This is a genomic window from Bradyrhizobium sp. th-b2, assembly GCF_000426785.1.
Classification (GTDB): domain Bacteria; phylum Pseudomonadota; class Alphaproteobacteria; order Rhizobiales; family Xanthobacteraceae; genus Bradyrhizobium; species Bradyrhizobium septentrionale.
The window spans coordinates 301,484-328,035 of the sequence record NZ_AUGA01000002.1 but is presented as its reverse complement, the minus strand read 5'-3'; the positions used below and the strand labels follow the sequence as shown (position 1 = coordinate 328,035).

The following is a 26,552-nucleotide window of genomic DNA, read 5'->3' as shown; positions in this document are numbered from 1 at the left end:
AGGCGAGCATGAGCGACAGTCATACGTTGCGCGGCGAGAAGATCGCCGCGACCATTTCGGCACAGGGCGCCGAATTGTCGTCGCTCAGGAATGCCGAGGGGACCGAATTGCTGTGGCAGGCCGGCCCGCAATGGCCGCGCCACGCGCCGATCCTGTTCCCGATCGTCGGCCGATTGAAGAACGACACGCTGCGCCACAACGGCAAGACCTATCCGATGACGCAGCACGGCTTTGCGCGGGACCGCCGCTTTGCCTGGATGGAGCAGGGCCCGCGATCCTGCAAGCTGGCGCTGACCGACGATGCGGAAACGCGGGCACGCTATCCCTTCACCTTCAGGCTCGAGGTCACCTACACCGTTGATGGCGCCGATCTCGACGTCGGCTTCGACATCGTCAACACCGGCAACGAGATGCTGCCGGCCTCGCTCGGCGGTCACCCCGCTTTCAACTGGCCGCTGGTGCCGGGGCTGCCGAAGGAGGCTTACACGCTGACCTTCTCCAAGACTGAACCCGCGCCGATCCGGCGGTTGAAGGATGGATTGATGCGGCGGCAGCCTGAACCCAATCCGGTCAAGGGCAGAACGCTTGCGCTGTCGGAGGAGCTGTTCGATGACGACGCGATGGTCTTCGATCAGGTCGCAAGTACATCGATCCTCTTCACGGCGACACTAGGCCCGGCAGCAGCCACGCAAGGCCCGGCGATCGAAATGTCCTGGCGCGGCTTTCGCGAACTCGGCATCTGGTCGAAGCTCGGCGGCGCGCCGTTTCTCTGCATCGAGCCGTGGCACGGTTTTGCCAGCCCCGCGGATTTCGACGGCGAGTTCGCCGACAAGCCGGGCCTGATGCACATCGCGCCCGGCGCGCGTCAGTCGCTGAGCTATCGCGTTCGCGTCAGCTGACGGCCTGCTCTCGCGATCAGCTCAATGCGCGCGGGGGCCGAGCGCGCTCGTGAGCGCGCCGACCGACGGCGGATTTTCGTGAGCCCAGGCCTCGTGCGCGGCGAGATCGCGGTAATGCTCGGCCATGCGTAGCAGTCGGTCGCGGATGCCGGTATCTTCCTCGCCCTTGGCCTGATCGGCCAGCTGCGCGGCGCGTTCGAGAAGCGTTTTCGGATCGATCACGACATGCTCCAAATCCGGTTTCGCCAAGCGGACAACTGTTTACAGCCAAGCACAGTTCCTGCCATGGCTTGATGACAGCGCGTTCAGAGCTGGAACAAGCCAAGTCCTTCCAAACCGAGCCCTTCCATGACATCGCGCTTGGTGCGCTCAGTGATCTCGCGCGCCCTCAGGGTTCCGCGCCTGATCACGTCAGCGACGTAGTCGCGATCGGTCGCCAGCTCAGCGCGCCGGGTTCGGATTGGTGCGATCAGGGCTTGCAGAATGTCCTCCAGCCGCCGCTTGACGGTGGCGTCGCCAAGCCCGCCGCGCCGATAATGCGCCTTCAGTTCCTCGACGGCATGATGATCGTCGTCGAACGCGTCGAGATAGGTGAAGACGACATTGCCTTCGACCTTGCCGGGGTCGGCGACGCGCAGGTGATCCGGATCGGTGAACATCGCGCGCACCGCGGACGAGATATCATCGGGCGAGGCCGAAAGCGGAATTGCGTTGCCCGCGGATTTGCTCATCTTCGCGCGCCCATCGACGCCGGGCAGCCGTCCAGCGCGCGGGATGATGGCTTCGGCTTCTGGCAGCAATGGCCTGCCGGCGAGCGCGTTGACGCGCCTGATAATCTCGTTGGTCTGCTCGATCAGGGGCGCCTGGTCCTCGCCGACCGGCACGACCGTGGCCCGGAACGCCGTGATATCGGCGGCCTGCGCCACCGGATAGCACAGGAAGCCGGCCGGGATATCGCGTCCGAAGCCGCGGGCGCGGATCTCGTCCTTGATGGTGGGATTGCGTTCCAGCCGCGCCACGGTGACGAGGTTGAGGTAGAGCATCGACAGTTCCGCCAACGCCGGTAGCTGCGATTGCAGGCAGATCGAGGTGCGCTCCGGATCGATCCCGACGGCAAGATAATCCAGCGCGACCTCGATGACGTTGCGGCTGACCTTGCCGATGTCGTGCGCATTGTCGGTCAAAGCCTGCATGTCGGCGAGCAGCAGGAACTGCTGATGGCTGTCCTGGAACTCAAGACGGCTTCGCAGTGAGCCCACGTAATGGCCGAGATGCAGCGGCCCGGTGGTGCGGTCGCCGGTGAGGATGATCGGTTTGGTCATGGTATCTCCATTCGGTTGAATGGGGACACCGCATGCGGGCTGGATGAGATGAAAAAGGCCGCCCCATGCGGCGGCCCCGAAAATGCATGAACGCGTTTCGGCCCGCCTGTCAGTCGGCGAGCCACCAGAAATTGCTGATGAGGATCGAGCGGTTCATGCCACAAGCGGTAGGGCAAACACGCGATGCGGTCAAGACATTGCCAGCCCTAGTTGAACGCCATGCCGCCGCTCATCGCAATGGTCTGTCCGGTCATGTAGGGATTGTTGACCAGCAGCATCACGGCCTGCGCGACCTCCTCGGCGGTGCCGAAGCGGCCGATCGGGATCCGGCTGACGAGGCCGCTCTGTCCCTTCATCATGTCGGTCTCGATCAGCGAGGGCGCGACGGCGTTGACGGTGATGCCTTCCTTGACGAGGCGCGCGGCATAGCCGCGGGTCAGGCCCTCCATCGCCGCCTTTGACGCGTTGTAATGCGGTCCGATGGAGCCTGCGCCGCGCGCAGCACCGGAGGAGATGTTGACGATGCGGCCCCATTTCCGCGTCCGCATCATCGGCAGCACCGCCTGCGTGCAGAAAAACGCCGATTTGAGATTGACCGTGATGGTGCGGTCGAAATCCTCTTCGGTGAGGTCGTCGACGCCCCGGACGATGGCGATGCCGGCATTGTTGACGAGGATGTCGACCGGGCCGAGCTCGGATTTGGCGCGCTCGACCAGGCGGGTGACAGCGCCAGCTTCCGAGACGTCGGCGGCGATCGCGACGGCCCGGCCGCCGGCGGCAATGATGCCCTTCGCCAGCGTCTCCGCCTCAGCCGAGCGTTCGCGATAATTGATCGCGACGGCGGCGCCGGCGTCCGCCAGCTGCTTTACGATCGCAGCGCCGATGCCGCGCGAGCCGCCGGTCACCAGCGCCACATGTCCATGCAGACTGTTTGTTGTCATCGCCTCACCCTGTTTGACGTGCTGCGGCAGGTTCGCAAACTGGGAGGCGAGGTGCAACGCAACCCTGCTCAAATCTGCGTTGCCGCGGGCCGCATGCGGCGTAAAACCGGCGTTCCCGGCCGGAATCGGCCTTGCGTCCGGCGCGGGGCGGCGGCAATGGTTGGGGCGTCACTCCTTCCAGCCCACCCACGAGAGATCGATGAGCAAACTGATTGTCCGCGCCGGCGAGTTCACCTTTGACGCCCGTTTCGAGGAGCAGCTGGCGCCGAAGACGGTCGCCGCCTTCCGCAAGGCGATGCCGTTCGAGAGCCAGGCAATCCATGTGCGCTGGAGCGGCGAGGGCGTCTGGATGCCGCTCGGCGATCTCGATTTCGGCGTCTCCTACGAGAACCACACCAGCTATCCGGCGCCGGGCCAGATCATCCTCTATCCCGGCGGCATCAGCGAGACCGAGATCCTGCTCGCCTATGGTGGCGTGCACTTCGCCAGCAAGATGGGCCAGCTCGCCGGCAATCATTTCATCACGCTGACCTCGGGGCTGGAAAACCTCACCACCTTCGGCAAGACCGTGTTGTGGAAGGGCGCGCAGCAGATCCGCATCGAGGAAATCTGATGTGACCGAGGCCCGCTACCCGCGCGATCTCCGCGGCTACGGCCGCAATCCGCCCGATCCGAAATGGCCCGACGCTGCGCGCGTCGCCGTGCAGTTCGTGGTCAATTTCGAGGAAGGCGGCGAGAACAACATCCTGCATGGGGATCGCGCCTCGGAAGCATTCCTGTCCGACGTCTTGGGCGCGCAGCCCTGGGTCGGCCAGCGTCACGCCAATATCGAGACCATGTTCGAGTATGGCTCGCGCGCTGGCTTCTGGCGGCTGTGGCGGATGTTCACCGAGCGCAAGCTGCCGGCCACGGTGTTCGGCGTCGCGATGGCGCTGAAGCGCAATCCGGACGTGGTTGCGGCGATGCAGGAGGCGGGCTGGGATATCGCGAGCCACAGCCTGCGCTGGGTCGAGCACAAGGACATGTCGGAGGATGAGGAGCGCGCGGAGATCGCGCGCGCCATGGCCGTGCATACCGAGGCGACCGGCGCGCGGCCGCTCGGCTGGTACACCGGCCGCTCCTCGATCAACACGCTGCGGCTTTTGATGGAGACCGGCGGCCTGCGCTATCTCTGCGATTCCTATGCCGACGATCTGCCGTACTGGATCAAGGCGCCGGGGACCGAGCCGCATCTCGTGATCCCCTACACGCTCGATGCCAACGACATGCGCTTCATCAACGCGCAGGGCTTTGGCGGCGGCGACGAGTTCTACACCTACCTGAAAGACAGTTTTGACGTGCTCTATGCCGAGGGCGCGACGCGACCGAAGATGATGTCGGTCGGCCTGCATTGCCGGGTCGTCGGCCGTCCCGGCCGCGCCGCCGCGCTGATGCGCTTCCTCGATTACATCCAGAAGCACGAGCGGGTCTGGGTGCCGACCCGGCTTGCGATCGCCGAGCACTGGCACGCCAATCTGAAGCATCTCGCCGCGGACGCGTTCGAGATCGGCTGATTTGCGATGGAGCGTTTGGGGGCTCTCCTTCACCTCGCCCCGCGTGCGGGGAGAGGTCGGATCGCATGAAATGCGATCCGGGTGAGGGGGATCCACCGCGAGGCCCCCTGTTAGTGAATATGCAGCAGCAGCCCCTCACCCCAACCCTCTCCCCGTAAGAACGGGGCGAGGGAGCGCGGTGCCGTTGCGGCTGCTTCAGCTCCTAATGCCCCGCCATGTGGCGGCCGATCTCGGTCAGGTCAGCCTCGCTGGCGCTGACGTCGTGGACGAAGGCGCCGTGGAACATCACGACCAGCCGGTCCGACAATTCCAGCAGCTCGTCGAGATCTTCGCTGACCAGCAGCACCGCCGCGCCGCGGTTGCGGGCGGCCATGATCTCGGCGTGGATCTGCGCCACCGCCGCGAAGTCGAGCCCGAAGCACGGATTGGCGGCGATCAGCACCTCGACATCGCCCGAGAGTTCGCGCGCCAGCACTGCGCGCTGCACGTTGCCGCCCGACAGCGCCGCGATCGGCGTATCAGGCGTGCGGGTCTTGATCTTGTAGCGGTTGATCTTGCGCTCGGCATCCTGGCGGAATGCTGCGCGGTTCAGCCACCAGCCGCCGCGTGCGAACGGGACGCGGTCGAATTCACGGAACGCGATGTTGTCGGCGACGCTCATGCCGCCCACGCAGGCGTTCTTCAGCGGCTCCTCCGGCAATAGCGACATCTTGTGGCGGCGCATCTCCTCGCGGCTCGCCGCGTAACTCTCGCCCTGGACACGGATCACGCCGCTCTCGGCTTCGCGCTGGCCGGCCAGCACCTCGACCAGCTGGCGCTGGCCGTTGCCGGAGACGCCGGCGATGCCGACGATCTCGCCGCTCTTCACGGTCAGCGACACGCCGCGCACGGCGATCGCGCCGGCATCGTCGCGCGCGGTGAGCTTGTCGAGCTCGAGCCGCGGCGCGCCGGTCTCGCCGGTGCGCGGCGGCTGCACCGTCAACTGCTCGGCGCCGATCATGGTGCGCGCCATCTCGTCGGGCGTCAGGTCGGCAACCCGGCCGGTGCCGGCGAGCTTGCCGCGGCGCAGGATCGTGACGTCGTCGGCAAACGCCATCACCTCGCGGAACTTGTGCGTGATCATCAGGATGGTCAGTTCGCCCGCGACCACCATCGCGCGCAGCATGCCGAGCACCTCGTCGGCTTCGCCCGGCGTCAGCACCGAGGTCGGCTCGTCCAGGATCAGGAATCGGCGCTTCAGATAGAGCTGCTTGAGGATCTCGCATTTCTGCCGTTCGCCGGCGGAGATGTCGGAGACTCTCGCGTCGAGCGGCACCTTGAACGGCATCCGCGCTAGGAAGGCCTCGAGCTCTTTCTTCTCCTTGCGCCAGTCCACGACGGCCGGAACGTCGTCGCGCGCCAGCACCAGGTTTTCCGCAACTGTCATGGCCGGCACCAGCGTAAAGTGTTGGTAGACCATGCCGAGCCCGAGTGCGTGGGCATCCTTCGGATTGGCGATGGTCTGTTGGCGGTCACCGACGATGATCTCGCCTTCGGTGGCGTGGTAATAGCCCATGATGCATTTCACGAGCGTGCTCTTCCCGGCGCCGTTCTCGCCGAGCAGCGCATGGAACGAGCCGGGACGCACCTTGAGCTCGACATTGTCGAGCGCTGTGAAATCGCCGAACCGCATCGTCATGGCGATGGCGTCGACGCCGAATGCGCCTGATGGTAGCGGCGGCTCGCCGATGATCACGACAGCGCCCCGATCAGGTCGGTGGATTTCGCCACCGCGCCGAACACGCCGCCCTGCATCTTGATCATCTTCAGCGCGTGGTCGTGGTTGCTCCGGTCGGTCGCGCCGCAGCAATCCTCGACCAGCACGCATTCGAAGCCGCGGTCATTGGCCTCGCGCATCGTGGTGTGGACGCAGACGTCGGTGGTGATGCCGGTCAGCACGATGTTCTCGATGCCGCGCAGCCGCAGCATCAGCTCGAGGTCGGTGGCGCAGAACGAGCCCTTGCCGGGCTTGTCGATGATCGGCTCGCCCGGCAACGGCGCAAGATCGGGGATGATGTCCCAGCCGGGCTCGCCGCGCACCAGGATGCGGCCGCAGGGGCCGGGATCGCCGATGCCGGCGCCGATCTGGCGTGAGCGCCAGCGCTTGTTGGCGGGCAGGTCGGCCAGATCGGGCCGGTGGCCTTCGCGGGTGTGGATGATGTGAAAGCCCTGCGCCCGCATCACGGCGAGCAGCTTCTTGATCGGCTCGATCGGCGCCCGGGTCAGCGAAAGGTCGTAGCCCATCTTGTCGACATAGCCGCCGACACCGCAGAAATCGGTCTGCATGTCGATGATGATCAGCGCGGTGTTCTCAGGCCGCAGGTCGCCATTGTAGGGCCAGGCGTAGGGCTCAGATTTGATGAAGCGCTCGGGCATGGAATGATCTCGCGAGATGCTATCGGGTGATGGACAATTCGGCCGGCGCGCCGGTCAGCGTGCGCTTCGGCGAGCAGGTGATGATCATGATCGCCAGGGTCAGGATGTAGGGCGCGGCGTTGAACAAATGATAGCCGGAGGTGATGCCGACCGATTGCAGCGCCGGCCCGAGCGCGGCGGCACCGCCAAAGGCGAGCGAGGCCCACAGGCAGAGCATCGGGTCCCAGCGCGCGAAGATCACCAGCGCCACCGCGGTGATACCCTGGCCCGATGAGAGCCCTTCGTTCCAGCTGCCTGGATAGAACAGCGACAGAAACGAGCCGCCGATGCCGGCGAGGAAGCCGCCGACCATGGTGGCGCGCAGCCGGATCAACAGCACCGAATGGCCCATCGCACGCGCCGCGTCCGCGCTTTCGCCGGCGGTGCGGATCAACAGGCCCCAGCGCGTGGTCTTGAACGCCCAATAGAGCAGCGGCGCGATCGCAACGCCGATCAGGAACAGCACGTTGATGCGCAGCGCCGCGCGCAGTTGCGGGATGTCGCTCCACCAGCCGAAATCGATCGCCGGCAATCTTGGGGCAGTGGGCTCGATCAGCGGCTTGCCGAGGAAGAAGGCAAGCCCGGTGCCGAGCAGCATCAGCGCGATGCCGACCGCGATGTCGTTGACCCGCGGCAACGAGCAGATGCCGGCATGCAGCGCGCCGAACAGGGCGCCGGTGATCCCGGCGGCGAGCACGCCGAGCCATGGCGAGCCGGAGAGATAGGAGATGCCGTAGGCACTCATCGCGCCCATCACCAGCGTGCCCTCGAGACCGAGATTGATGCGGCCAGATCGCTCGGTGATGCATTCGCCGAGGCTGACGAACAGGAACGGCGTCGAGACACGGATGGCGCCGCCGAACACGGCGAGCGGAACGGTCCAGAGCCCGAGCGAAGCATCCGCCATGTCAGGATTTTCCCTTCAGGAAGCCGATCCGCCCGTAGAGCGCATCGCTCGCCAGCACGAACACGAAGATGATGCCCTGCAGCACCAGCACCGAGGCGTCGGGCAGGCCGAGCCGCCGCTGCAACAGGCCGCCGGAGGCCGAGATGCCGCCGAGCAGGATCGCCACCGGAATGATCGCCAGCGGATTCTGCCGCGCCAGGAACGCGACGAGGATGCCGGTGAAGCCGTAGCCGGCGGCGAGGTTGGCGTTGGTGCGGCCCTGCACGGCCGCGACCTCGATCATGCCGGCAAGCCCGGCGCAGCTGCCGGCAAGGAAGCAGATGGTCAGGATCAGCTTGCCGACGGAAAGCCCCACGATCTTGGCGGCGCGGATGTTGCCGCCGGCGACGCGCGCGGCGAAGCCGAAGGTGGTGTGATAGATCAAGATGTAGGCGGCGACGGCGGCGATCAGCCCGAACACCAGGCCCCAATGCACGTCGGTGCCGGGAATGCTGCCGATCATGTTGGCGGCGCCGATCTCGCGCGTCGATGGTTTGTTGAGGCTCGCCGGATCGCGCATCGGCCCCTCGACCAGATGGTTGAGGATCGCCAGCGCGATATAGACCAGCAGCAGGCTCGAAATCGTCTCGTTGACCCCGCGATATTGCCGTAGTCCGCCGGACAGCGTGATCCACAGCCCGCCGCCGATCATGCCCGCGATCACCATCGCGATCTGTACCACGATCGGCGCCGCGCCTTGCACAGCCAGGGCGGCTGCGGTCGCCGACAGCGCGCCGATCAGGAGCGCGCCTTCGCCACCGATGATCACCATGCCGAGCTGCGCCGGCAGCGCCGTGCACAGCGCGGTCAGGATCAAGGGCGCGGCGCGGGTCAGCGTGTTCTGCCACGAGAACCAGGTGCCGAACGCGCCGTAATACATGTAGAAATAGAGGTCGAGCGGGTTCTTGCCGTAGAGCGCGACAAAGCCGCCGAATACCGCGAGCGCGCCGATCAGCGCCGCGCCCGGGATCAGGATGTACTCGATGCTCGCGCCGTAGCGCTGGAGAAATCCGGGATCGGCGGCCGGAGCAACGCCGCCGGCCGCCTCCACCGATTCCGCCGCCTCCGTCGTCACGCGGTGGCTCCGATCACGCCCTCGACCAGATAATCCATCTTCTCGAGTTCGGGATCCTGCTGGCCGCGGTCGGTGCCACCAGCGATCACCGTCTTGCCCTTGTTGTCGGCGATCGGGCCTTTGAAGATGGTGAACTCGCCGGCCATGAACTTGGCCTTGACGTCGTCGGCATGCTTGCGCGCTTCCGCCGAGACCATCTCGCCATAGGGCGAGACCTTGACGATCTCTTCCTTCAGGCCGCCGCGATAGAAGTTCGGGATCGCTTCGCCCGCCGTGATCATCTTGACGAATTTCGGATAGAGCGCCTCCCAATTCCACTCGGCGCCGGTCAGATAGGCCTTCGGCGCCAGCGGCGACTGGTTGACGTGATAGCCGCAGACCATGGCGCCGCGGCGCGCGGCGTTCTCGACCATCGTCTTCGGTCCGTCGACATGGCAGGTCAGCACGTCGACGCCCTGGTCGATCAGGCTGTTGGTCGCCTCGGCTTCCTTGACCGGCATCGACCAGTCGCCGGTGAAGATCACCTGCGTGGTCGCCTTCGGATTGGCGAGCCGGGCGCCGAGCGTGAACGCGTTGATGTTGCGCAGCACCTGCGGGATCGGCTTGGCCGCGACGAAGCCGAGCTTGCTGCTCTTGGTCGAATAGCCGGCGACGATGCCGGAGATGTATTGGGCTTCGTCGATGTAGCCGAAATAGCTGCCGGCGCTCTTCGGGTCCTTGTCCGACCACAGGCCGCCGCAATGCTCGAAACGTAGTTTCGGAAACTTGGCCGCCATCTTGAGCACGTGCGGGTTGTAGTAGCCGAACGAGGTCGGAAACAGCAGCGTCGCGCCGTCGAGGTTGATCATGGACTCGATGGTCTTCTCGACCGCATCGGTCTCCGGCACCTTCTCTTCCTCGACCACCTTGATGCCGGGCAGCTTCTTCACCGCCGCCGCGCCCTGGGCGTGGGCCTGGTTGTAGCCGTAGTCGTCGCGCGACCCGACATAGATGAAGCCGATCGTGGTTTCCGCTGCAGCCGCGCCGCGAATGCCGACCGTGCCGCCGAGCGCCAGCGCGGCGCTTCCCTGCAATAAATTCCGTCTTGAAATCCTGCCAAAATCCATCGCGTGCTCCCTCCGGCGGGGTCCGGCCCGCCTGTCCTTGTCGCAACCGTCGTGACGGCGGCGCTCAGACGGAGTGTCGCAAGCTTCGTGCCAGAGCATGTTTGGCAATCAAGATTCGGTAAGTAATTGGATATGAATGGAAATAAGGATCAACGTGAGCGGCATCGGATGTCGATCGAGGTTGATCTGCCTATTTTATGAGCGATCAATCGCCGTTGTATGCAATGCCGTTAAGCACCCGCCAACCGCCGGGCGGCCGCTGCGCCCCCGGTCGGGATCGGCTCCGGGCACCCGATTTGCCGGCTGGTGAATCGGACCGGGCCTGCTACGAGTGAAGCGGGCTGCGGCGTCGGGTTGGACTGATGGGAAACAGTATGAGCGAGAAGAAACCGTCCTCGAATCCGTCCTGCCTTGGCGACGCGATCGTGGCGCGGATCGATCAACTCGCGACAATCTCCGAGACGCCGGAGCAACTGGCGCGCGTCTTCCTCACCGACGAGCATCGCAAGGCGGCCGATCTCATCCTGTCCTGGATGCGCGAGGCCGGCATGAGTGCGCATCTCGACGCCATCGGCAATGTCTGTGGGCGCTACGAGGGCGAGCGGCCGCACCTGCCGGCCCTGATGCTCGGCTCGCATTACGACACCGTGCGCGACGCCGGCAGATGGGACGGCCCGCTCGGCGTCATCACCGCGATCGCTTGCGTCGCCGATCTGAACCGGCGCGGCAGGCGGCTGCCATTCGCGATCGAGATCGTGGGTTTTGCCGACGAGGAGGGCGTGCGCTTCGCCTCGACCCTGCTCGGCAGCCGCGCGGTGGCCGGTACGTTCGATGAGAGCGTGCTCAACACGCGCGATCGGGCCGGAACGTCGATGCGCGACGCGCTGATCGCCTTCGGGCTCGATCCCGATCATATCGGCAAGGCGGCGCGCGCCCGCCGCGAGCTGTTCGGCTATGTCGAGCTGCACATCGAACAGGGCCCCGTGCTGGAAGAGAAGGCGCTGCCGGTCGGCGTCGTCACCGCGATTTCAGGCGCGACCCGGCTCGCCGCCAATCTCACCGGCGTCGCCGGCCATGCCGGCACTGTGCCGATGCCGCTGCGGCGTGACGCGCTGGCGGGCGCCGCCGAATGCATCGTCGCGATCGAGGAATTCTGCAGGAGCGACGAAGCCGGCCTGGTCGGCACCGTCGGCTATATCGACGCCATGCCCGGCGCCACCAACGTGATATCAGGCAAGGTGTCCTTTACGATGGACATCCGCTCGCAGAGCGACATGCATCGCAAGCGCGCGGTTGCCGACATCGTGCGGCAGATCGAGGCGATCGCAAGACGCCGCGAGCTCGCACTGCAGATCGATGTCACCCATGAGAACCGCAGCGTGCCCTGCGCGCCGTGGCTGAAAACCCAGATCGCCGAGGCCGTCGCGGCCGAGGGCCATGCCGTGTTCGAGCTGCCGAGCGGGGCAGGGCATGACGGGATGGCAATGGTCGATGTCGCCGATATCGGCATGATCTTCGTGCGCTGCCGCGGCGGCATCAGCCACAATCCGGCCGAACACGTCGAACTCGCCGATGCCGACACCGCCGCGCGGGTGCTGCTGCGTGTCATCGAGAATTTCCGGCCGCGCGACGCGGCGAACAGCTGAAGCTGGCGCGCTTGGCGGTCAGTGCCGCATCGGCATGCGCGGTACCCTGCCTTGATTTCGCCATGGTCCGGCTCGTGCCGAATTTGGACAGGTCTGACCGCCGCTCCCGGCCTGGTTGAGGCTCTTTGCGGGCTCGCCGTGAAGCGCTAGACTTGCGTCAACGGGGGAAAGGACATGAGGTCGTCCGTCGTCCAGGACGTTCAGTTCCCAAAACAACCGGCGCTGCAGCTGATCTATGACACTGCGCCGATCGGTCTTGCCTACCTTTCTCCCGATTGCCGTTACCTTCAGATCAACCAGCGGCTCACCGAGATCTGCGGCATTTCGGTCGAAGGTCATCTCGGACGTACGGTGCATGATTGCGTGCCCGCGCTGGCCACGGCGGTCGAGGGTATCGTCCGGTCGATCATGGAGACCGGAGAGCCCGTGACCGGAGTGGAGGTTTACGGCCAGCGTCCGGGCCACAATGACGAGCGATGCTGGATCACGCATTGGCATCCGCAGCGTGAACCGAACGGCAGCATCGTCGGTGTCAATGTCGCGGCCGAAGAGATCACGGATCGCAAGCGCAGCGAACGCGAGATCCGTGCCGCCCGCGACGCGGCCGAGAAGGCCTTGCACCATCTGCAGGAGACCCAGGCGTCCCTGATCGAGGCGGAAAAGCTTGCGGCGCTGGGACGGCTGGTGGCGGGCGTCGCGCACGAGATCAACAGTCCGGTCGGCACCAGCCTCACGGTCGCCTCGGTCCTTGAGCAGAAATGCGCCGACTTCGCCGCCGAAGCGGCGCGCGGCAAGCTGAAGCGCTCCAGCCTGAGCGATTTCATCGAGGTTGTCGAAAGCGCATCGTCGCTGCTGGTCGGCAATCTCAAGCGCGCCGCGGATCTTGTGCAATCATTCAAGCAGGTGGCCGTCGATCGAAGCTATTTCGACCGCAGCCGGTTCGATCTCGGCAAGGCGACCGAGCAGGTGCTTTCGAACCTGCGGCCGGCCTTGCCGAAGAACAATCTGGCGCTCGAGGTCGATTGCCCGCCCGGTCTTGCGATGAACAGCTATCCCGGCCCTTACGGCCAGGTGCTGACCAATCTGTTCGTCAATTCGGTCGCGCACGCCTTTCCGGATGGCAAAGGCGGCACCATTGCGATCCGGCTGCGTGCGTCAGGCACAGACCACGTGAAAATCCTGTTCGCCGACGATGGCTGCGGGATGGACCGCGACGTGCTGCGGCAAGCCTTCGATCCATTCTTCACCACGCGCCGCGACATCGGCCGGATCGGGCTCGGCCTCCACATCGTCCACAATATCGTCACCAACCGGCTGGGCGGAGAGCTCCATCTCGACAGTTCCCCGGGCAGGGGGACGAGCGTCCGGATCACGCTGCCACGCGTGGCGCCGCAGCGCGGGACCGACAGTTGACGCCCAAAGGGGGCGTCGAGAAGGAAATACTCCCCGGCCTCCGGACCGGAAAAGGTCCTTCCAAGTAACCGCCGCAAAAGGCATTCCACTACCCTTGCTTCCGGCCCCATCGTCGCGACATTCTCCTGACATTCCCTGGTGGTCACGACATGAGCCAATCCGCATTCGATCCCTTCGGCGAGCCGGTCCCCGCGGTCGATCCTTCGATCGCGAGCGAGGGCGTGTCGAAATGGCTGAAGACCGCAGGCACCAGCGTGTTCTGGGTGCTGGTGGCCGGCATCGTGCTGGCCCGCGCCGTCTATTTCGAGCCCGGCGTGTTCAGCTTCGAGCGTGCCGTTGCCTGGGCGCAGGGTCTGTTCGCCGCGCTCTAGCCGCCGGCATCCGCGGCGCCGTCTTCGCCGCTTGCGTCTCCCGAATGATCCCCTCGAACGCGACCGCCGCCGGCACGTCCAGCCGGCCGGGCGATTTCAGCTGCCAGAGCGTGCGCTCGATGTGGACGCCCTTGATCGGGATTACCCGCAATTTCCCAAGCCTGACCTGATCGTCGATCGTCGCAACAGACACGATGGCGACGCCGACGCCTGATGCCACCGCCTGCTTGATCGCCTCGGTGCTGCCGATCTCGAGCGTCCGCTGCGGCTCGACGCGGTGGGCGGCGAGCGCCTGCGCGACCACCTCGCGGGTGCCTGAGCCCGGCTCGCGCACGATCAGGATCTCATCGTTCAGCGAGCGAATGTCGATTGGCGCTTGAGCCGCCGCGAAGCGGTGATCGGGTGCCGCGATCAGCGCCATCACATCGGTGCGCCAGGCTGCGCTGGTCAGGTTCTCGTCCTCCACCGGCCCCTCGACCAGGGCGATCTCGATCTCATGCCCCAGCATCAGCGCGGCGATATCGAAGGTGTTGGCGCTCACCACATGCAGGTCGATGCCGGGAAAGGCGCGGTGGAAGACGCCGAGATATTCCGGGATCATATAGGTCGCGATCGTCGTGCTGGCGCCGATGCGCAGCGAGCCGCTGTCGAGGTTGCGCAGCGCCTGCAACTCGTCCTCGGCGGCACGCTCGGCCGCGAACAGCGTTTCGGCATGCCGCGCCAGCGCCGCGCCCTCCCGGGTCGGTCGCACCCCCTTCGGCGTGCGGTCGAGCAGACGGCAGCCGACCTGCAGCTCAAAATCCCGCACGCCCTTGGAGATCGCCGGCTGGCTGATGTGCAGGAGCTCGGCGGCGCGGGAGAAACTCCCCGTTTTCGCCACGGCCGCGAACAGGCGGAGCAGATGCAGGTTGAGGGACATAACTTCTCTCTATCGGGGCAGTCCGAAAATATATTAGCCAAGCGGCGTCCTCTGGCGCATAAAATCTTCTCCGAAAAGAGGATTCCGTGCCGGAACAAGAACGAGACCAGGGGCAGAAGCAGGGGGCGCTGAAGCGCATTTTCCGGCTCATTCCGGGCATTCTGCTCTGCGGGGTGGTCACGGTCATCTCGCTCGGCATCCAGGCCGCCGAGGAGCGCGTTTTCGACCATCCCTATATCGAGGCGCTGGTGGTCGCGATCCTGCTCGGCATGGCGGTGCGCACCGCCTGGGCGCCATCGGAGCGCTGGCGCTCGGGCATTGCCTTCAGCGCCAAGCAGCTGCTCGAGGTCGCGGTGATGTTGCTCGGCGCGTCGATCAGCTTCGCCGCGATCGTGGCCTCGGGTTATGTCCTGATCGGCGCCATCGCCGTGACCGTCGTGATCATGCTGGCGGTGAGCTATGGGCTGAGCCGCCTGCTCGGGCTCAAGACCAAACTTGCGATCCTGATCGCCTGCGGCAATTCGATCTGCGGCAACTCCGCGATCGCAGCGGTGGCGCCCGTGATCGGGGCCGATGGCGACGACATCGCCTCGTCGATCTCGTTCACCGCCATTCTGGGCGTGCTGATGGTGCTCGGCTTGCCGCTGCTGATCCCGCTGTTGAAGCTGACCGCGACGCAATACGGCATCCTCGCCGGGCTCACGGTCTATGCCGTGCCGCAGGTGCTGGCGGCGACCGTGCCGGCCGGCATCGTCTCGACCCAGATCGGCACGCTGGTGAAGTTGGTGCGGGTGTTGATGCTGGGCCCGATCGTGGTCGGTCTCTCACTGTTCGTGGCGCGGCGGCGCAAGGCCGGTACCGCCAAGGCCGGCGACACAAAGGCGACGTCGATCAGCCCGTTCAAGCTGGTGCCCTGGTTCATCATCGGCTTTCTGGTGCTGGCCGCGCTGCGCTCGTTCCAGCTCGTGCCTGACATCGCGATTGTGCCGGTCACCAAGACGGCGGCGATCCTCACCGTCGTCTCGATGGCAGCCCTTGGGCTCGGCGTCGATGTGCGCGTGCTCTCGACCGTCGGCGGCCGGGTGACAGCAGCGGTCACGCTGTCGCTGCTGCTACTGCTGGGCCTCAGCATCGGCCTCGTGCATTTCTTCAAGTAGAGCATGATGAGATCAGGTTGAGCTGGAAGGGTGTCGAAAGTTCACCTCTCCCTTGGGAGAGGTCGATTTGCGCAGCAAATCGGGTGAGGGGTTACGGTCTATCGAAAGAGCAAGAGCCCTCACCCGGATTGCACCGGACGATGCATCGCATCGCCGAGAGCAATCCGACCTCTCCCCGACGGGGAGAGGTGAACCGAAAGCGCGGCAAGCCGAGTCAACCAAAACTCATACCGCTCTAGCCGGCTACTCGGCGGCCTTCGCGGTCTTGCCGAACACCCGTGTCGGCGCAGCAAAGCCGCAGGACGTGCCGTCGGTGATCTTGACCTGATCTTCCCAGGGCAGGCGGAAGCGGCCGGACACCATGTCCTGCATGAAGGTGTAGGGGCAATCCATCGCGCCGCCCTTCACCGCGACATAGCCGCGGTGCCAGAGCTGATAGATGTTGTTCTCGACGCCCCAGTTGATCCGCGCCTCGCGCACGAGGTCGGGCCGCACCTCGGCGGTGATGATCTCGTCGGCACGTCCCGTGGTGCCGTGCGCGATGATGCTGCCGTCGAAATTGACGATCATGCCTTCGCCCATCGAATCGAACGATCCATCCGAGCCGCACATGCAGACATTGGCTGTCACCATCAGGTTCTGGAACGCGTTGGCCTGGTTGGTGAAGCGCCAGCTGTTGCGGATCGGCGCGGTGTAGCCTGCGGTGCGGATCATGATCTCCGCGCCCTTGTAGGCGCATTCGCGCGCCATTTCCGGGAACATGCCGTCGTGACAGATGATCAGTGCGATCTTCGCGCCGTTCGGTCCGTCGATCACGGGAATGCCGATATCGCCCGGCTCCCACGGCTCGACCGGAATCCAGGGATGGAGTTTGCGATAATAGAGCTTGATCTCGCCGTGGTCGTCGATGATCAGCCCTGAATTGTAGGGATTGCCGCGCGGGTTGAACTCCATGATGGAGAAGCAGCCCCAGATCTTGTGGTCGATGCAGGCCTTCTTGAACGCCGCGACTTCAGGCCCGTCGAGCCGGCACATGATCTCCGGATTGGTGTCCATCGACAGGCCGTGCAGCGAATATTCGGGGAACACCACAAGATCCATGGTGCCGAGATTGCGCCGCGCCTTGCCGACCATCCAGACGATGCGTTCGGTCTGTCGCGCCAGATCGGCCTTGGTCGCGACCACGGGCAGTTGCAGCTGCACCAGTCCGATCACCACGCCGTTGGGTGATTTGTTGAGACCGCCAAGTCCATTCATGCCTGTCCTCCCGCTTGTTTGAGACGCTTGGGTCTTTTCGCGAACGATCAACGTCGTTCGATCCGGCTCTCGGCTAGCAACGATCATGCCAGCATCATTGTTGCATGATGGCATGCGGTTTGCTTAATCAGGCGCGGGTCTTTTCGCATTCGAGGCATGCGTCATGGCGGATTCAAGCGGGACAATCGCGGCGGAGCCGGAGCCGATCGCGCTCGACTGGAGCAAGACCGCGCTCGTCATCATCGATATGCAGCGCGATTTCATGGAGCCCGGCGGCTTCGGCGAGACGCTCGGCAACGACGTCAGCCAGCTTGCCCGCGCGGTGAGGCCGATCGCCGCGGTGCTCGCGGCGGTGCGCGACGCAGGGCTGCTCGTGGTCCACACGCGGGAGGGCCATCTGCCTGACCTCTCGGACGCGCCGCCGGCAAAGCTCGAGCGCGGCGCGCCGTCACTGCGGATCGGCGATCCCGGGCCGATGGGACGAATTCTGATCCGCGGCGAAGCCGGCCACGACATCATCCCCGAGCTCTATCCGCTCGACAGCGAGATCGTGATCGACAAGCCCGGCAAGGGCGCGTTCTACGCCACCGAATTCGGCGACATCCTGCAGAAATACGGCGTCGAGAATCTGCTGGTGTGCGGCGTCACCACCGAAGTCTGCGTCAACACAACGGTGCGCGAGGCCAACGACCGCGGCTACCGCTGCGTCGTGATCTCCGACGGCTGCGCGTCCTACTTCCCGGAATTCCACGAGATGGGCCTGAAGATGATCAAGGCCCAGGGCGGCATTTTCGGCTGGGTCGCCGATTCTGCCGCCGTGTTGAAGGCGCTCGCTGCCTAGAGCAAGATGAGATGGGATGCGGACTCATTAATGTGTGAAGACGGTCCCGGGTCGTTGCGTTCAGTGCCGAAGAATGCGAGGCGTCGTGCCGAACAGTTGAGGCCCGTACCTAGCCCTTCGCGGCGGGTACGGGCGGCACCGGCAGAATGATTTCGGAAGCGACCTTCCAGTCCTTCCCGACGCGAAGCCAATTGATGATCATTAGAAACGGCCTGGCTGTTCCATCCTGCCCCGCATAAGAGACCGTGATGTTCATCGGCACGTAGGACTCGGCGACGTCGCGCGTCAGGCCGACAACCTTGAGCTTCGAATAATCCGGCTCGAGCACGACCGGACCGGAGCTACCGATATCATGCAGCTTTTGATCAACCGCCTCGGTGCCCCAAAAGCCGGCCCAGTTCCCTTCGGACTGGATCGCGCTCTTGGCCACCAACAGGGTCGAGGGCGATTGCCAGAACATCCCATGCAGAGCCTTGAAATCGTGGTTGTTGGCCAATTCCATCAGCCTGCCGAACTTCGATTTTATCGCGCTGAGAGTAGCAGCATCCAGCGGCTCTTTCCTGACGGCGGGAGCAGACGCGACATTCCCGGTGGCAAGAGCCGAGGCAGCGAGAGTGACAAGAAGTGTCTTGTACATGCAGGAATTTCCCTTCGAATGTCTGGCTCGCGTCATGACAACACCCGCCGCGTTCCGCGATTGGTATGAGTTACCACTTCCATCGGCCGAAGGCGTCATCAGGACGTTTTAGCTCGCACATTCGCTTAGCAAGGTTGCGATTTTCGTATCGAGATTTCGGGCGACGGCAAGGGCTTCGGCGCTGCCATAATGCAGCAGATAACTCTCCATTTTGTCATAAGAGACGTGCACGCCATCGGGACGCTCATCGATGAGCACAGTGACTGGAGCGTAGGATCCAGCATCGGGCACGTGCTTGACCATTTCTTTCATGATGAGTGGATTGCCGATCACAAGCCGTATGATCCTGGGCGTCTTGGATCCGGTTTCGCGACGTAGAATGTCGCCCAGGTCAAATTCTGCGAAGAGCATAAGGTCTGTTCGGCCGAGGCCGCTTTGTACAACGCGCTCCAAATCCGGGAAGGATTTTGTCGCCCTCGTCTCCTTGAAAAATTCGACCATGTTGGGGTGCCCGACCGCAGACTTGAGCGCAGCCACAACAGCGTCGAATGGTTTTGAGCTCGTGAGGCTGAAACGCTCCACCTCGACTTTGACGATTGTCATTTGTCCTCCGTAACAACTCTCATGGATAAAGTGCCTGATCGCGTCGGAACGCGCCGGGTGTCATACAGCCGCGGACTGCGCATCCACGAAGGTCCGGACGTGGCTGACGAACATCTCGTGGTGCTGAAACAGGGCGCCGTGCCCTGAATCGGGATAGAGGACCAGCTGAGCGTTGCTGAGCTCCTTGAACATTGCGTAGGCGTTGTTCGCGGGCAGCATCGTGTCGTGGCTGCCGCTGACCACAAGGGCGGGTTGGTGGATGGCGCGCAGAATGGCGTGCCCGGGGTCAGGTGTGGCGCACCATGTGATCAGCGCCTTGGCCTGCGGATCGGTTACCGCGCTGCCGTTATCGGTGTCCCGATCGTCCTTGCGCACCTTCGTCCGCTTCAGGAAGGCCAAGCCGGACGACCGGCTGGCGGATGAATTTGTGAAGAACAGCGGCAGACGGGGATCCGGCGCATCGGTTTGCGAAAACGCTTCCCGCAGAACCGCCAGCAGGTGTTCCTCTCCGCCTTTCGGCGCGGTACCGACGAGGATGAGCTTGCGGACGAGCCGTCCGTGCTCGGCGGCGATCTGCTGGGCGATGCAGCCGCCGAGGGAAAAGCCCAGCAGGTCGACCTCAGAAAGACCGAGCAGATTGATGAAGGCGACTGCATCTCTTGCCATCGCTGCGATATTGTCGGGCGTTTGGCCGGTCGAGCGACCGACCCCGGCGTTGTCGAATGCGATTACAGGGCGATCGGTGGCGAGAGCGTTGACGACGGCGGGATCCCATGCATCGATGTTGCCCGAGAAGTGCTGCAGGAGAACAAGCGGCGTTCCGGTAGCGGAGCCGAGGCGGCGATAGGCGAAGCGGATTCCGTGGCCTTCGATGTAGCGGGTCGGCGCCGTTTCGAGCGTGGCGGCGTCCTGGCTCGCGATGTCGGGTTGAGTCATGTCATCCTCCGGATGCTTGGCATAAAATATTCGAGTGGGGGACCGGCGCGACGCAGCGACCGAGGCCTTCCTTCGGGAGGCGCTGGCGCTTCCGCGGCCTTGGCTGGTTTTCGCCGTCGCGGTCCGATGAGTACTGAATTCTCTGAGCGAGCGTGCGCACTCCCGGCGCGAAAGCGCCGGGAGCGGTACCGTCACTTCGAGAGCGCGGCCTTTTCGATGACCTCGGCAACTTGCTTCGCATGGACGACGAGCGAGGCATGGCTGCCGGCGACTTCCGTGGTCTGAGCCTTCATCCTGGCTGCGAACGACTTCTGGGCCTCGGGCGCGAGGACTTTGTCCTTCGTGCTGATGACATAGAACGTCGGCTTGTCGTGCCAGGCCGCAATGTCGACGGGGGCTTCGAACGCAACGTGATTCAACGGAAGCTGCGAGTTGGCCAGGTGCTCAGCGATTTCCGGAGGAAGGTCGGCCGCGACGGCTGACGGAAACACTTTGGGATCGATGTACAAATTGCCCTTCGCGTCGGGATGGATCGCATTGCCGCCTTCGGTCGGCGGGCCGGCCTTTGCCAGCGACGCCAGGGATTCGCCCACCTCCGGCGCGAAGGCGGAAACATAGACCAGCGCCGAGACCTTGGGATCGTTGCCGGCTTCCGTGATCACCACGCCGCCCCATGAATGGCCGACGAGAACGGTCTTGCCATCCTGCTTCGCAAGCGCCTGTTTGGTGGCATCGACATCAGCGGCGAGCGAGGTGAGCGGATTTTCCACGAGCGTGACGCTGTAGCCCTTCTTCGTGAGAATATCGGCAACGGGCTGCCAGCTCGTCTGGTCCACGAAAGCGCCGTGCACGAGCACGATGTTGTGGGCTGCTCCCTTGGGCAGTTCGGCGGAATGGGCGGAGCCGACCAAGGTCGATCCGGCCAGGAGTGCGGTGGCGGCTGAGAGGAGGATATTTCGCATTGATTGTTCCTGTTGGCATGTCGGACGAACACTGTCCGGGGGACTGGACAGGCGTTTCCCAGCAAGGTCGCGGTTCTTCCATCTGCCGTTGGCTAAATGGTTGCCGTACGTGATGTCGGCCCGCCGCGACGTGACCTATTCCGCCGGCCTTTCGGACGATAGAGATCAATCGTCCGGATGTTGTGTCCTATCGTCCACCGGTCTAATCTCGGCGACATGGATATCCTCGCCCAAGTGCTCGATCGCGTTCGTCTCAGCGGGACGCTGCTCTTTCACTTCGAGCTCGGCCATCCCTGGCATCTTGAGTTGCCGGCGCGCCCCTACGCCCTGTTTCACTATCTCAGCCAGGGCTCGGCGACCTTCGCGCTCGAACAGGGAGAGGAAATCCAGATGACCGAGGGCGATTTTGTCGTCATCACACGCGGAGAGCCCCACGTCTTTTATTCGGATCGCCGGGCCGAGCCGTTGCGGATTATGGATATCGATCGATCGTCGCCGCGTCTTGGCGTCGTTCGTCACGGCGGCCGTGCAAAGCCGCTCTCGACCATGATTTGCGGAAATTTCACGGTGTCACGGCCACTGTTTGGTAGCGTGCTGGAGCTACTTCCGCCCGTGCTCCTGCTGAAGCCGACGGCGGACGGTGGTTGGCTTGAAGCAATCTTGCGCCGCATGGTCAGCGAGTCCGCGCTCGAGCGTCCTGGCCAACGCGTCGCGCTTTCACGACTGACGGAAGTGCTCTTTGTCGAGGTGCTCCGAAACTGGATCGCGTCTCTCAGCCCCGGACAAGGCGGCTGGCTCGGGGCCATATCTGATCCGCATATCGGACCGGCGCTCAAGCTGATTCACGAAAACCCGGAGCGCCCCTGGACCCTGAGCGACCTTGGCCACCGCGTGGGGCTCGGCCGCTCGGTATTTTCCGCGCGCTTTACCAGGCTCGTCGGCCAGTCCATGCACCGCTATGTGATCGAACGCCGGATGGCGGAAGCAGCGTTCCTGCTCGAAACCAGCGACGAGCCGATCGCACGAATTGCGAGCCGGGTCGGTTACGAGACAGCGGCAGCGTTTTCGAAGCTGTTCCACCGGCATCACGGCCTATCGCCTGGCCGGTACCGAGCGGCTCGACGATCTGACGGCGGAGGAAGGCAAGGGGACGTTCAGGAAGCAGAAGTTGCCGAATGACCTTGGCCCAGATGTCCGCATTTCGGAATATTAGAAGAATGTGCCTGAGTTGCCCGACGTGTCAAGTTGCCTGGTCGAACGCCGGACGCCGCCGGCTACTTTGCATGGGGTTGTTTTCGATATTTTGGCAGCGCGCCCTGCGACGGCCCCATAAGTTCATATCGCTCTAACCGCCTTTCACCGCGCCGGCGGTGAGCCCGGCGACGATCTGCCGCTGCGCCATCACGGTGAGCAGCAACACCGGTGCCGTCACGATCAGCGCGGCGGCGGCGAGCGGGCCCCAGCTCAGCTGGTCGAACGAGATCATGTTGTAGACTGCGACCGGCAGCGTGCGGGTCTCGCGCCCGGCCAGCACGATGCCGAACACGAAATTGTTCCAGGAGAAGATCACCGCGAGGATGAAGGCGACCGCGAGCCCGGGCCTGGCGATCGGCAGCGCGACATGGCGGAACACCTGCCAGCGGGTGGCGCCGTCGATCAATGCGGCTTCCTCCAGCTCCAGCGGCGTGGTCTCGAAATAGCCGATCATGATCCAGATCACGATCGGCACCGTGACCACGAGATGGATGATGATCTGCGGCACCAGCGTGCCGAGCAGGCCGAGCCACTGGAACAGCAGGAACAGCGGGATCAGGTACGACAGGCCCGGCGTGATGCGCGCGATCAGAATCACGATCGCCGATTTATGCGCGGCCATCCGGGCAATGCCGTAGCCGGCGGGCACGCCGACCAGCATCGCGAGGCCGGTGGCGCAACCGGTGACAACAAGGCTGTTGGTGAAATAGGTCAGGAAGCGGTTGGAGGCGAACACGTCGGCGTAGTTCTTCCACGCGAAATGCTCCGGGATGAACACCGGCGGATAGGAGGCGTTGTCGATCTCGAACTTCAGCGACAGCGACGCCATCCAGAGGAAGAACAGGATCGCCGGCGAGACGATGACGAACACCGACAGCCACAGCCCGATCCGGCCCAGAATCTGACGCAAAGCCATCTGACGCGGGTTCATGCGCCGTCTCCGAGCTCTGACGTCCACAGCATGCGCTTGCGTAAGTAAAGCAGCAGCGCTGCGAGCGCGACGATCAGAAGGAAGAACACCACCGCGATCGCCGAGCCGTAGCCGAGGTCGTAATAGACGAAGGCGACGCTGTAGAGATAGACGTTGATGGTTTCCGACGCCGAGCCCGGCCCGCCCTGGGTGATCGCGAAGATGATGTCGAAACTCTTCACCGCGTCGATCATGCGGATCATGCCGGCGATGAACAGGAACGGCATGATCAAAGGCAGCGTGATGAAGCGGAACACCTGCCAGAAATTGGCGCCGTCGATCTGCGTGCTCTCATAGGGTTCGGTCGGGATCGCGGCGAGGCCGCCGAGCACGATCAGCATCACCAGCGGCGTCCATTGCCAGGTCTCCACCAGCACCAGCGACGGGATCACGGTCGCCGGGTTGAACACCCAGAGCTGCGGCGGCAGGCCGACCAGCGACAGCAGATAGTTCAGCACGCCAAGCTGCGGGTGGAACATCATGGTCCACACCAGCGCGATCGCCACGGGAGTGGCCATCATCGGCATGATGAAGATGCCGCGCCAGAAGCCGCGCGCGGCGAACTTCTGGTGAAACACCACCGCCGCCAGCGTGCCGAACACCAACGGCAGCAGCACCGACAGCGCCGTGTAGGACAGCGTGTGCCCGACCGCCTCGACGAAGCGCGGATCGGTCGGCAGCCGCAAATAATTGGCAAGCCCGACGAAGGTGGTCGGCGAGCCGACCTTCCATTCCTGCATGCTCATCCAGATCGTGAACACCCACGGAAAGATGATCACCGCCAGCACCACGACGAGCGCTGGAATCACGAACGGCCAGTAGGACGGCGGACGCCATTCACGCGCCGGCGCGGCGTCTCCAGAGCCATCGGCTCTGGACTCTTGCTTTGACGCGTTTTCTTCACGCGAACCGGTACCCACTTCGCTTGAAAACGCTTTTGCCGCCGGCTCAGCCTGTGTCACCACGCTCACGCTTTTTCACTGCGCTCCAGGATCGGCCGGAATTGCTCGTGCGCCTTCTTCAGCTCGGTGGCGGGATCGGCGCCTGACAGCGTCGCGGTCAGCGCCGCACCGACGATGTCGCGGAATTCGGCGACCGGGATGATGACGGGCAGGCCGAGCTTCGAGATCTTGGCGGAGTCGATCACCGATTGCAGCCATTCCTTGGTCTTCACGCCCTTGGCGACCTCGGCATCGTCGACGATGGAGTTGCGGAACGGCACGCCGCCGCCGGCTTGCAGCAGGCGGGCGCCCTGTCCCCGCGAGACCACCCATTGGCAGAGCAGATAGGCCGCTTCCTTGTTCTTGCTCGCCGCGGCGATGCCGATGCCGTCGCCATAGGTCGAGGAGAACTTGCCCTTGGGTCCGGCGGGCACCAGCGTGTAGCCGACCTTGCCGACGATGCGCGAGGCGGCGGGATCTTCCAGTGGCGGCGCCCAGCCGTCGGCATCGATCCACATCGCCGAGCGTCCCTGCGTGAACGAGGCCATCGACTCCATCCAGTTGAAGCCGGCGACGCCGGGCGGCGCGCATTTGGTCAGCAGCCGCTGATAGAGTTTTGTGGCCTCGATCGCCTCGGGGCCGTCGGTCAGGATGTTGCCCTTGGCATCGAGGAATTCGCCGCCAAAGTTCAGGTAGAAGTTGGTCCACATCGCCATGTTGGCATTGCGCAGGCCGCGGCCGACGAAGCCGTAGATGCCTTCCTTCGGATCGGTCAGCTTTTCGGCGGCGACCGCCATCTCCTCCAGCGTCTTCGGGACCTCGACGCCCTTCTTCTGGAACAACTCCTTGTTGCAGTAGAGGATGAAATAGTCGACCGACCACGGCAGCGAGAACATCTGGCCCTTGTCGTTGCGCGCATATTGCAGGCCGGCCGCGGAGAAATCGCTCTCGATCAGGTCCGGCGGCGTCAGGCTCGGGTCCTTGAGATAGCCGCTCATATCGGCGAGCCAGCCGCCCTTCTCGAACTGCCGCTTCTGCACGTGATAGCTCAGGTGAACCACGTCGAAGCTCGGCTTGCCCGAGGACAGCTCGATGACGCATTTCTGGCGCTGCTGCTGCTCGGGAATCTGCTCCGACTCGACCTTGATGCCGGAGAGCTCGGTGAATTCCCTGATGTATTTTTGCAGATTGTCGCCACGCGGCCCCTTGGCGAGGATCACCTCGAGCGTGGTGCCGGAATATTTCTTCCAGTTGACCTCGGCGCGGGCCGGAAATCCGGTCAATCCAACCGCGCCGGCGGCGGCGGTGCCGGCCAGCATCTGCCGGCGCGAGATCAGGTGATGCGACATGTTTCTCTCCCAGACGGTTCTTGTTTGGGAGGGATACTAGCGTCTCAACTCGATCTGCCTAGTCCCACATGCGCGACGCCGCTGCATAACGCCGCGCCGCGCATGTAATGTAATGGCAGCTATGCCTTGACGAAGGCGAGCAGGGTGCCATTGCCGGCAGCCGGCGGCACGGTGATGCTGGCGCCGCTCTTCACGCCGCTCGTGCCCAGCGCTTTCTCGGTCGCGGCAAGGTCGGCCGCGATCACGAGGCCGGCGCCGCCGCGCTCAGACAGGCCATCCAGCGATACGCCGGGGTAGCGCTTGCCGAGTTGGTCTTTGGTCAGGAACACGAAGTCGGCGCGGTCGCCGCCGGACGGCACTGCAACGGCACCGTCGGCATCGTGCCTGACGGCGATATCGATCATCCTGGAGAGATGCGCGGCATCGGTCGCGGGATCGGGCGAGACGATCAGCACCTGCTTGAGGCGTTTTGCCCCATTGGCGTGCGTCATCAATTCAGGAATCCACACCGTCTCGCGCGTCTTGTGCTGGCAGGCGAAGATGCGGACGCCGCCGGGCGCTTCCGCGGTCGGCCACTGGAAGGTGCGGAATTTCGCCGCCGAGACCGTGCCGTTCGGCAGCATCACCGGGCGTTCGAAATCGGTCGGCCCGACCGGCGTATAACCGCGGGCGCGGATCTCCTCGGCGCCGGCAGCGGAATCCACCGCGGTGAATGCGATGCGTTCGATGCCTTCGCCGCGCTTCTCCAGGAAGGCGCGCGCCGGCGCATTGTGCTCCGTCGGCGTCAGCACGCCGAGCAATTCCATGTAATCGGGATCAAACATGATGGTGTAGTTGCCCGATCCCATATGCGCGCTGTGGGTGCCGCGCGGCGACACGGTGAAGCCGAGCCGCTTGTAATTCTCGGCGGCCTTGTCGAGGTCCTTGACCATGACCACGGCGTGATCGATTCCGATGACGTTCTTGAGTGCCACTTGTTGTCTTCCCGGCTGGAATGAGG

The 26,552-nt window shown here is 64.3% G+C and carries 27 protein-coding genes; 9 read left to right on the top strand and 18 right to left on the bottom strand.

The annotated features are described in order from the left end of the window. The first annotated feature begins 8 nt into the window (after positions 1–8). A complete protein-coding gene (locus K359_RS0104410) occupies positions 9–899 on the top strand; it encodes an aldose 1-epimerase family protein (RefSeq protein WP_029078273.1) in 891 nt (296 codons plus the stop codon). Positions 900–920: 21 nt separating this feature from the next. Here the strand turns inward: K359_RS0104410 and K359_RS0104405 are convergent, their stop codons facing one another. The 3 genes from K359_RS0104405 to K359_RS0104395 all read right to left on the bottom strand — a co-directional run bounded on the left by K359_RS0104405 (position 921) and on the right by K359_RS0104395 (position 3,162). Continuing rightward, positions 921–1,121 (bottom strand): hypothetical protein, encoded by a 201-nt coding sequence (locus K359_RS0104405; RefSeq protein ID WP_029078272.1) that lies wholly within the window; start codon positions 1,119–1,121, stop codon positions 921–923. An 83-nt stretch (positions 1,122–1,204) separates the two neighbouring features. Further along, entirely contained in the window at positions 1,205–2,221 is a 1,017-nt protein-coding gene (gene trpS, locus K359_RS0104400; protein ID WP_029078271.1) for a tryptophan--tRNA ligase, read from the bottom strand. A gap of 206 nt (positions 2,222–2,427) precedes the next feature. Then, a complete protein-coding gene (locus K359_RS0104395; RefSeq protein ID WP_029078270.1) occupies positions 2,428–3,162 on the bottom strand; it encodes an SDR family NAD(P)-dependent oxidoreductase in 735 nt (244 codons plus the stop codon). A 199-nt stretch (positions 3,163–3,361) separates the two neighbouring features. Between K359_RS0104395 and K359_RS0104390 the strand changes: the two genes are divergently transcribed. Beyond that, the gene (locus tag K359_RS0104390; protein ID WP_029078269.1) at positions 3,362–3,775 is read left to right on the top strand and encodes a DUF3830 family protein; all 414 of its coding nucleotides are present in this window, start codon (positions 3,362–3,364) and stop codon (positions 3,773–3,775) included. 1 nt (position 3,776) lies between these two features. Then, entirely contained in the window at positions 3,777–4,715 is a 939-nt protein-coding gene (gene puuE / locus K359_RS0104385; protein WP_029078268.1) for an allantoinase PuuE, read from the top strand. Between the two features lie 202 nt (positions 4,716–4,917). Here puuE and K359_RS0104380 read toward each other — a convergent pair whose 3' ends face one another. From K359_RS0104380 to K359_RS0104360, 5 genes are read right to left on the bottom strand one after another with little or no spacing between them, the layout of a single operon-like run. After that, the gene (locus K359_RS0104380; protein ID WP_029078267.1) at positions 4,918–6,450 is read right to left on the bottom strand and encodes an ABC transporter ATP-binding protein; all 1,533 of its coding nucleotides are present in this window, start codon (positions 6,448–6,450) and stop codon (positions 4,918–4,920) included. Next, positions 6,447–7,130: a cysteine hydrolase family protein gene (locus tag K359_RS0104375; protein ID WP_029078266.1), complete on the bottom strand. Its 684-nt coding sequence runs from the start codon at positions 7,128–7,130 to the stop codon at positions 6,447–6,449. The genes K359_RS0104380 and K359_RS0104375 overlap by 4 nt, the downstream gene beginning before the upstream one ends. 19 nt (positions 7,131–7,149) lie before the next feature. Further along, positions 7,150–8,076 (bottom strand): ABC transporter permease, encoded by a 927-nt coding sequence (locus K359_RS0104370; RefSeq protein ID WP_029078265.1) that lies wholly within the window; start codon positions 8,074–8,076, stop codon positions 7,150–7,152. Position 8,077: 1 nt separating this feature from the next. Further along, on the bottom strand, positions 8,078–9,190 hold the full coding sequence (locus K359_RS0104365) for an ABC transporter permease (RefSeq protein WP_029078264.1): 1,113 nt from the start codon (positions 9,188–9,190) through the stop codon (positions 8,078–8,080). Continuing rightward, a complete protein-coding gene (locus tag K359_RS0104360) occupies positions 9,187–10,296 on the bottom strand; it encodes a BMP family ABC transporter substrate-binding protein (protein WP_029078263.1) in 1,110 nt (369 codons plus the stop codon). Before K359_RS0104360 ends, K359_RS0104365 begins: the two co-directional genes overlap by 4 nt. 374 nt (positions 10,297–10,670) lie before the next feature. Between K359_RS0104360 and K359_RS0104355 the strand changes: the two genes are divergently transcribed. The 3 genes from K359_RS0104355 (at position 10,671) to K359_RS0104345 (ending at position 13,726) form a co-directional block, all read left to right on the top strand. Further along, a complete protein-coding gene (locus tag K359_RS0104355; protein WP_035976025.1) occupies positions 10,671–11,942 on the top strand; it encodes an allantoate amidohydrolase in 1,272 nt (423 codons plus the stop codon). 174 nt (positions 11,943–12,116) lie between these two features. Beyond that, positions 12,117–13,355 carry an ATP-binding protein gene (locus tag K359_RS0104350; protein ID WP_029078261.1) on the top strand — a complete coding sequence of 413 codons (1,239 nt, stop codon included), beginning with the start codon at positions 12,117–12,119 and terminating at the stop codon, positions 13,353–13,355. 149 nt (positions 13,356–13,504) lie between these two features. Next, positions 13,505–13,726, top strand: coding sequence for a hypothetical protein (locus K359_RS0104345; protein WP_029078260.1), 222 nt, complete (start codon positions 13,505–13,507; stop codon positions 13,724–13,726). Here K359_RS0104345 and K359_RS0104340 read toward each other — a convergent pair. After that, positions 13,674–14,645 carry a LysR family transcriptional regulator gene (locus K359_RS0104340; protein ID WP_029078259.1) on the bottom strand — a complete coding sequence of 324 codons (972 nt, stop codon included), beginning with the start codon at positions 14,643–14,645 and terminating at the stop codon, positions 13,674–13,676. The two genes, K359_RS0104345 and K359_RS0104340, sit on opposite strands and share 53 nt — an antisense overlap. A gap of 86 nt (positions 14,646–14,731) precedes the next feature. On the opposite strand from K359_RS0104340, the gene K359_RS0104335 reads away from it, so the two are divergent. Next, a complete protein-coding gene (locus K359_RS0104335) occupies positions 14,732–15,802 on the top strand; it encodes a YeiH family protein (protein ID WP_029078258.1) in 1,071 nt (356 codons plus the stop codon). A gap of 243 nt (positions 15,803–16,045) precedes the next feature. On the opposite strand, the gene K359_RS0104330 is transcribed toward K359_RS0104335, so the two are convergent. Further along, positions 16,046–17,059, bottom strand: coding sequence for a formamidase (locus K359_RS0104330; protein ID WP_029078257.1), 1,014 nt, complete (start codon positions 17,057–17,059; stop codon positions 16,046–16,048). A 163-nt stretch (positions 17,060–17,222) separates the two neighbouring features. Between K359_RS0104330 and K359_RS0104325 the strand changes: the two genes are divergently transcribed. Then, a complete protein-coding gene (locus K359_RS0104325) occupies positions 17,223–17,900 on the top strand; it encodes a cysteine hydrolase family protein (protein WP_029078256.1) in 678 nt (225 codons plus the stop codon). 109 nt (positions 17,901–18,009) lie between these two features. On the opposite strand, the gene K359_RS0104320 is transcribed toward K359_RS0104325, so the two are convergent. The 4 genes from K359_RS0104320 to K359_RS0104305 all read right to left on the bottom strand — a co-directional run bounded on the left by K359_RS0104320 (position 18,010) and on the right by K359_RS0104305 (position 21,038). Continuing rightward, the gene (locus K359_RS0104320; protein WP_029078255.1) at positions 18,010–18,537 is read right to left on the bottom strand and encodes a hypothetical protein; all 528 of its coding nucleotides are present in this window, start codon (positions 18,535–18,537) and stop codon (positions 18,010–18,012) included. A 108-nt stretch (positions 18,538–18,645) separates the two neighbouring features. Next, positions 18,646–19,140 (bottom strand): DUF302 domain-containing protein, encoded by a 495-nt coding sequence (locus K359_RS0104315; RefSeq protein ID WP_029078254.1) that lies wholly within the window; start codon positions 19,138–19,140, stop codon positions 18,646–18,648. A gap of 60 nt (positions 19,141–19,200) precedes the next feature. Further along, positions 19,201–20,076, bottom strand: coding sequence for an alpha/beta fold hydrolase (locus K359_RS0104310; protein WP_029078253.1), 876 nt, complete (start codon positions 20,074–20,076; stop codon positions 19,201–19,203). A gap of 191 nt (positions 20,077–20,267) precedes the next feature. Continuing rightward, a complete protein-coding gene (locus K359_RS0104305) occupies positions 20,268–21,038 on the bottom strand; it encodes an alpha/beta fold hydrolase (protein WP_029078252.1) in 771 nt (256 codons plus the stop codon). Between the two features lie 216 nt (positions 21,039–21,254). Between K359_RS0104305 and K359_RS0104300 the strand changes: the two genes are divergently transcribed. Next, positions 21,255–22,217, top strand: a complete 963-nt coding sequence (locus K359_RS0104300; RefSeq protein WP_029078251.1) for an AraC family transcriptional regulator — start codon at positions 21,255–21,257, stop codon at positions 22,215–22,217. A 166-nt stretch (positions 22,218–22,383) separates the two neighbouring features. Here K359_RS0104300 and K359_RS0104295 read toward each other — a convergent pair whose 3' ends face one another. The 4 genes from K359_RS0104295 to K359_RS0104280 form a co-directional block, all read right to left on the bottom strand. Continuing rightward, the gene (locus K359_RS0104295) at positions 22,384–23,208 is read right to left on the bottom strand and encodes a carbohydrate ABC transporter permease (protein WP_029078250.1); all 825 of its coding nucleotides are present in this window, start codon (positions 23,206–23,208) and stop codon (positions 22,384–22,386) included. Between the two features lie 11 nt (positions 23,209–23,219). Then, positions 23,220–24,071, bottom strand: coding sequence for a carbohydrate ABC transporter permease (locus K359_RS0104290; protein ID WP_245284505.1), 852 nt, complete (start codon positions 24,069–24,071; stop codon positions 23,220–23,222). A 158-nt stretch (positions 24,072–24,229) separates the two neighbouring features. Further along, positions 24,230–25,552 (bottom strand): sugar ABC transporter substrate-binding protein, encoded by a 1,323-nt coding sequence (locus tag K359_RS0104285; protein WP_029078248.1) that lies wholly within the window; start codon positions 25,550–25,552, stop codon positions 24,230–24,232. Positions 25,553–25,671: 119 nt separating this feature from the next. Continuing rightward, positions 25,672–26,526 carry a VOC family protein gene (locus K359_RS0104280; protein ID WP_029078247.1) on the bottom strand — a complete coding sequence of 285 codons (855 nt, stop codon included), beginning with the start codon at positions 26,524–26,526 and terminating at the stop codon, positions 25,672–25,674. Between the last annotated feature and the right edge of the window lie 26 nt (positions 26,527–26,552).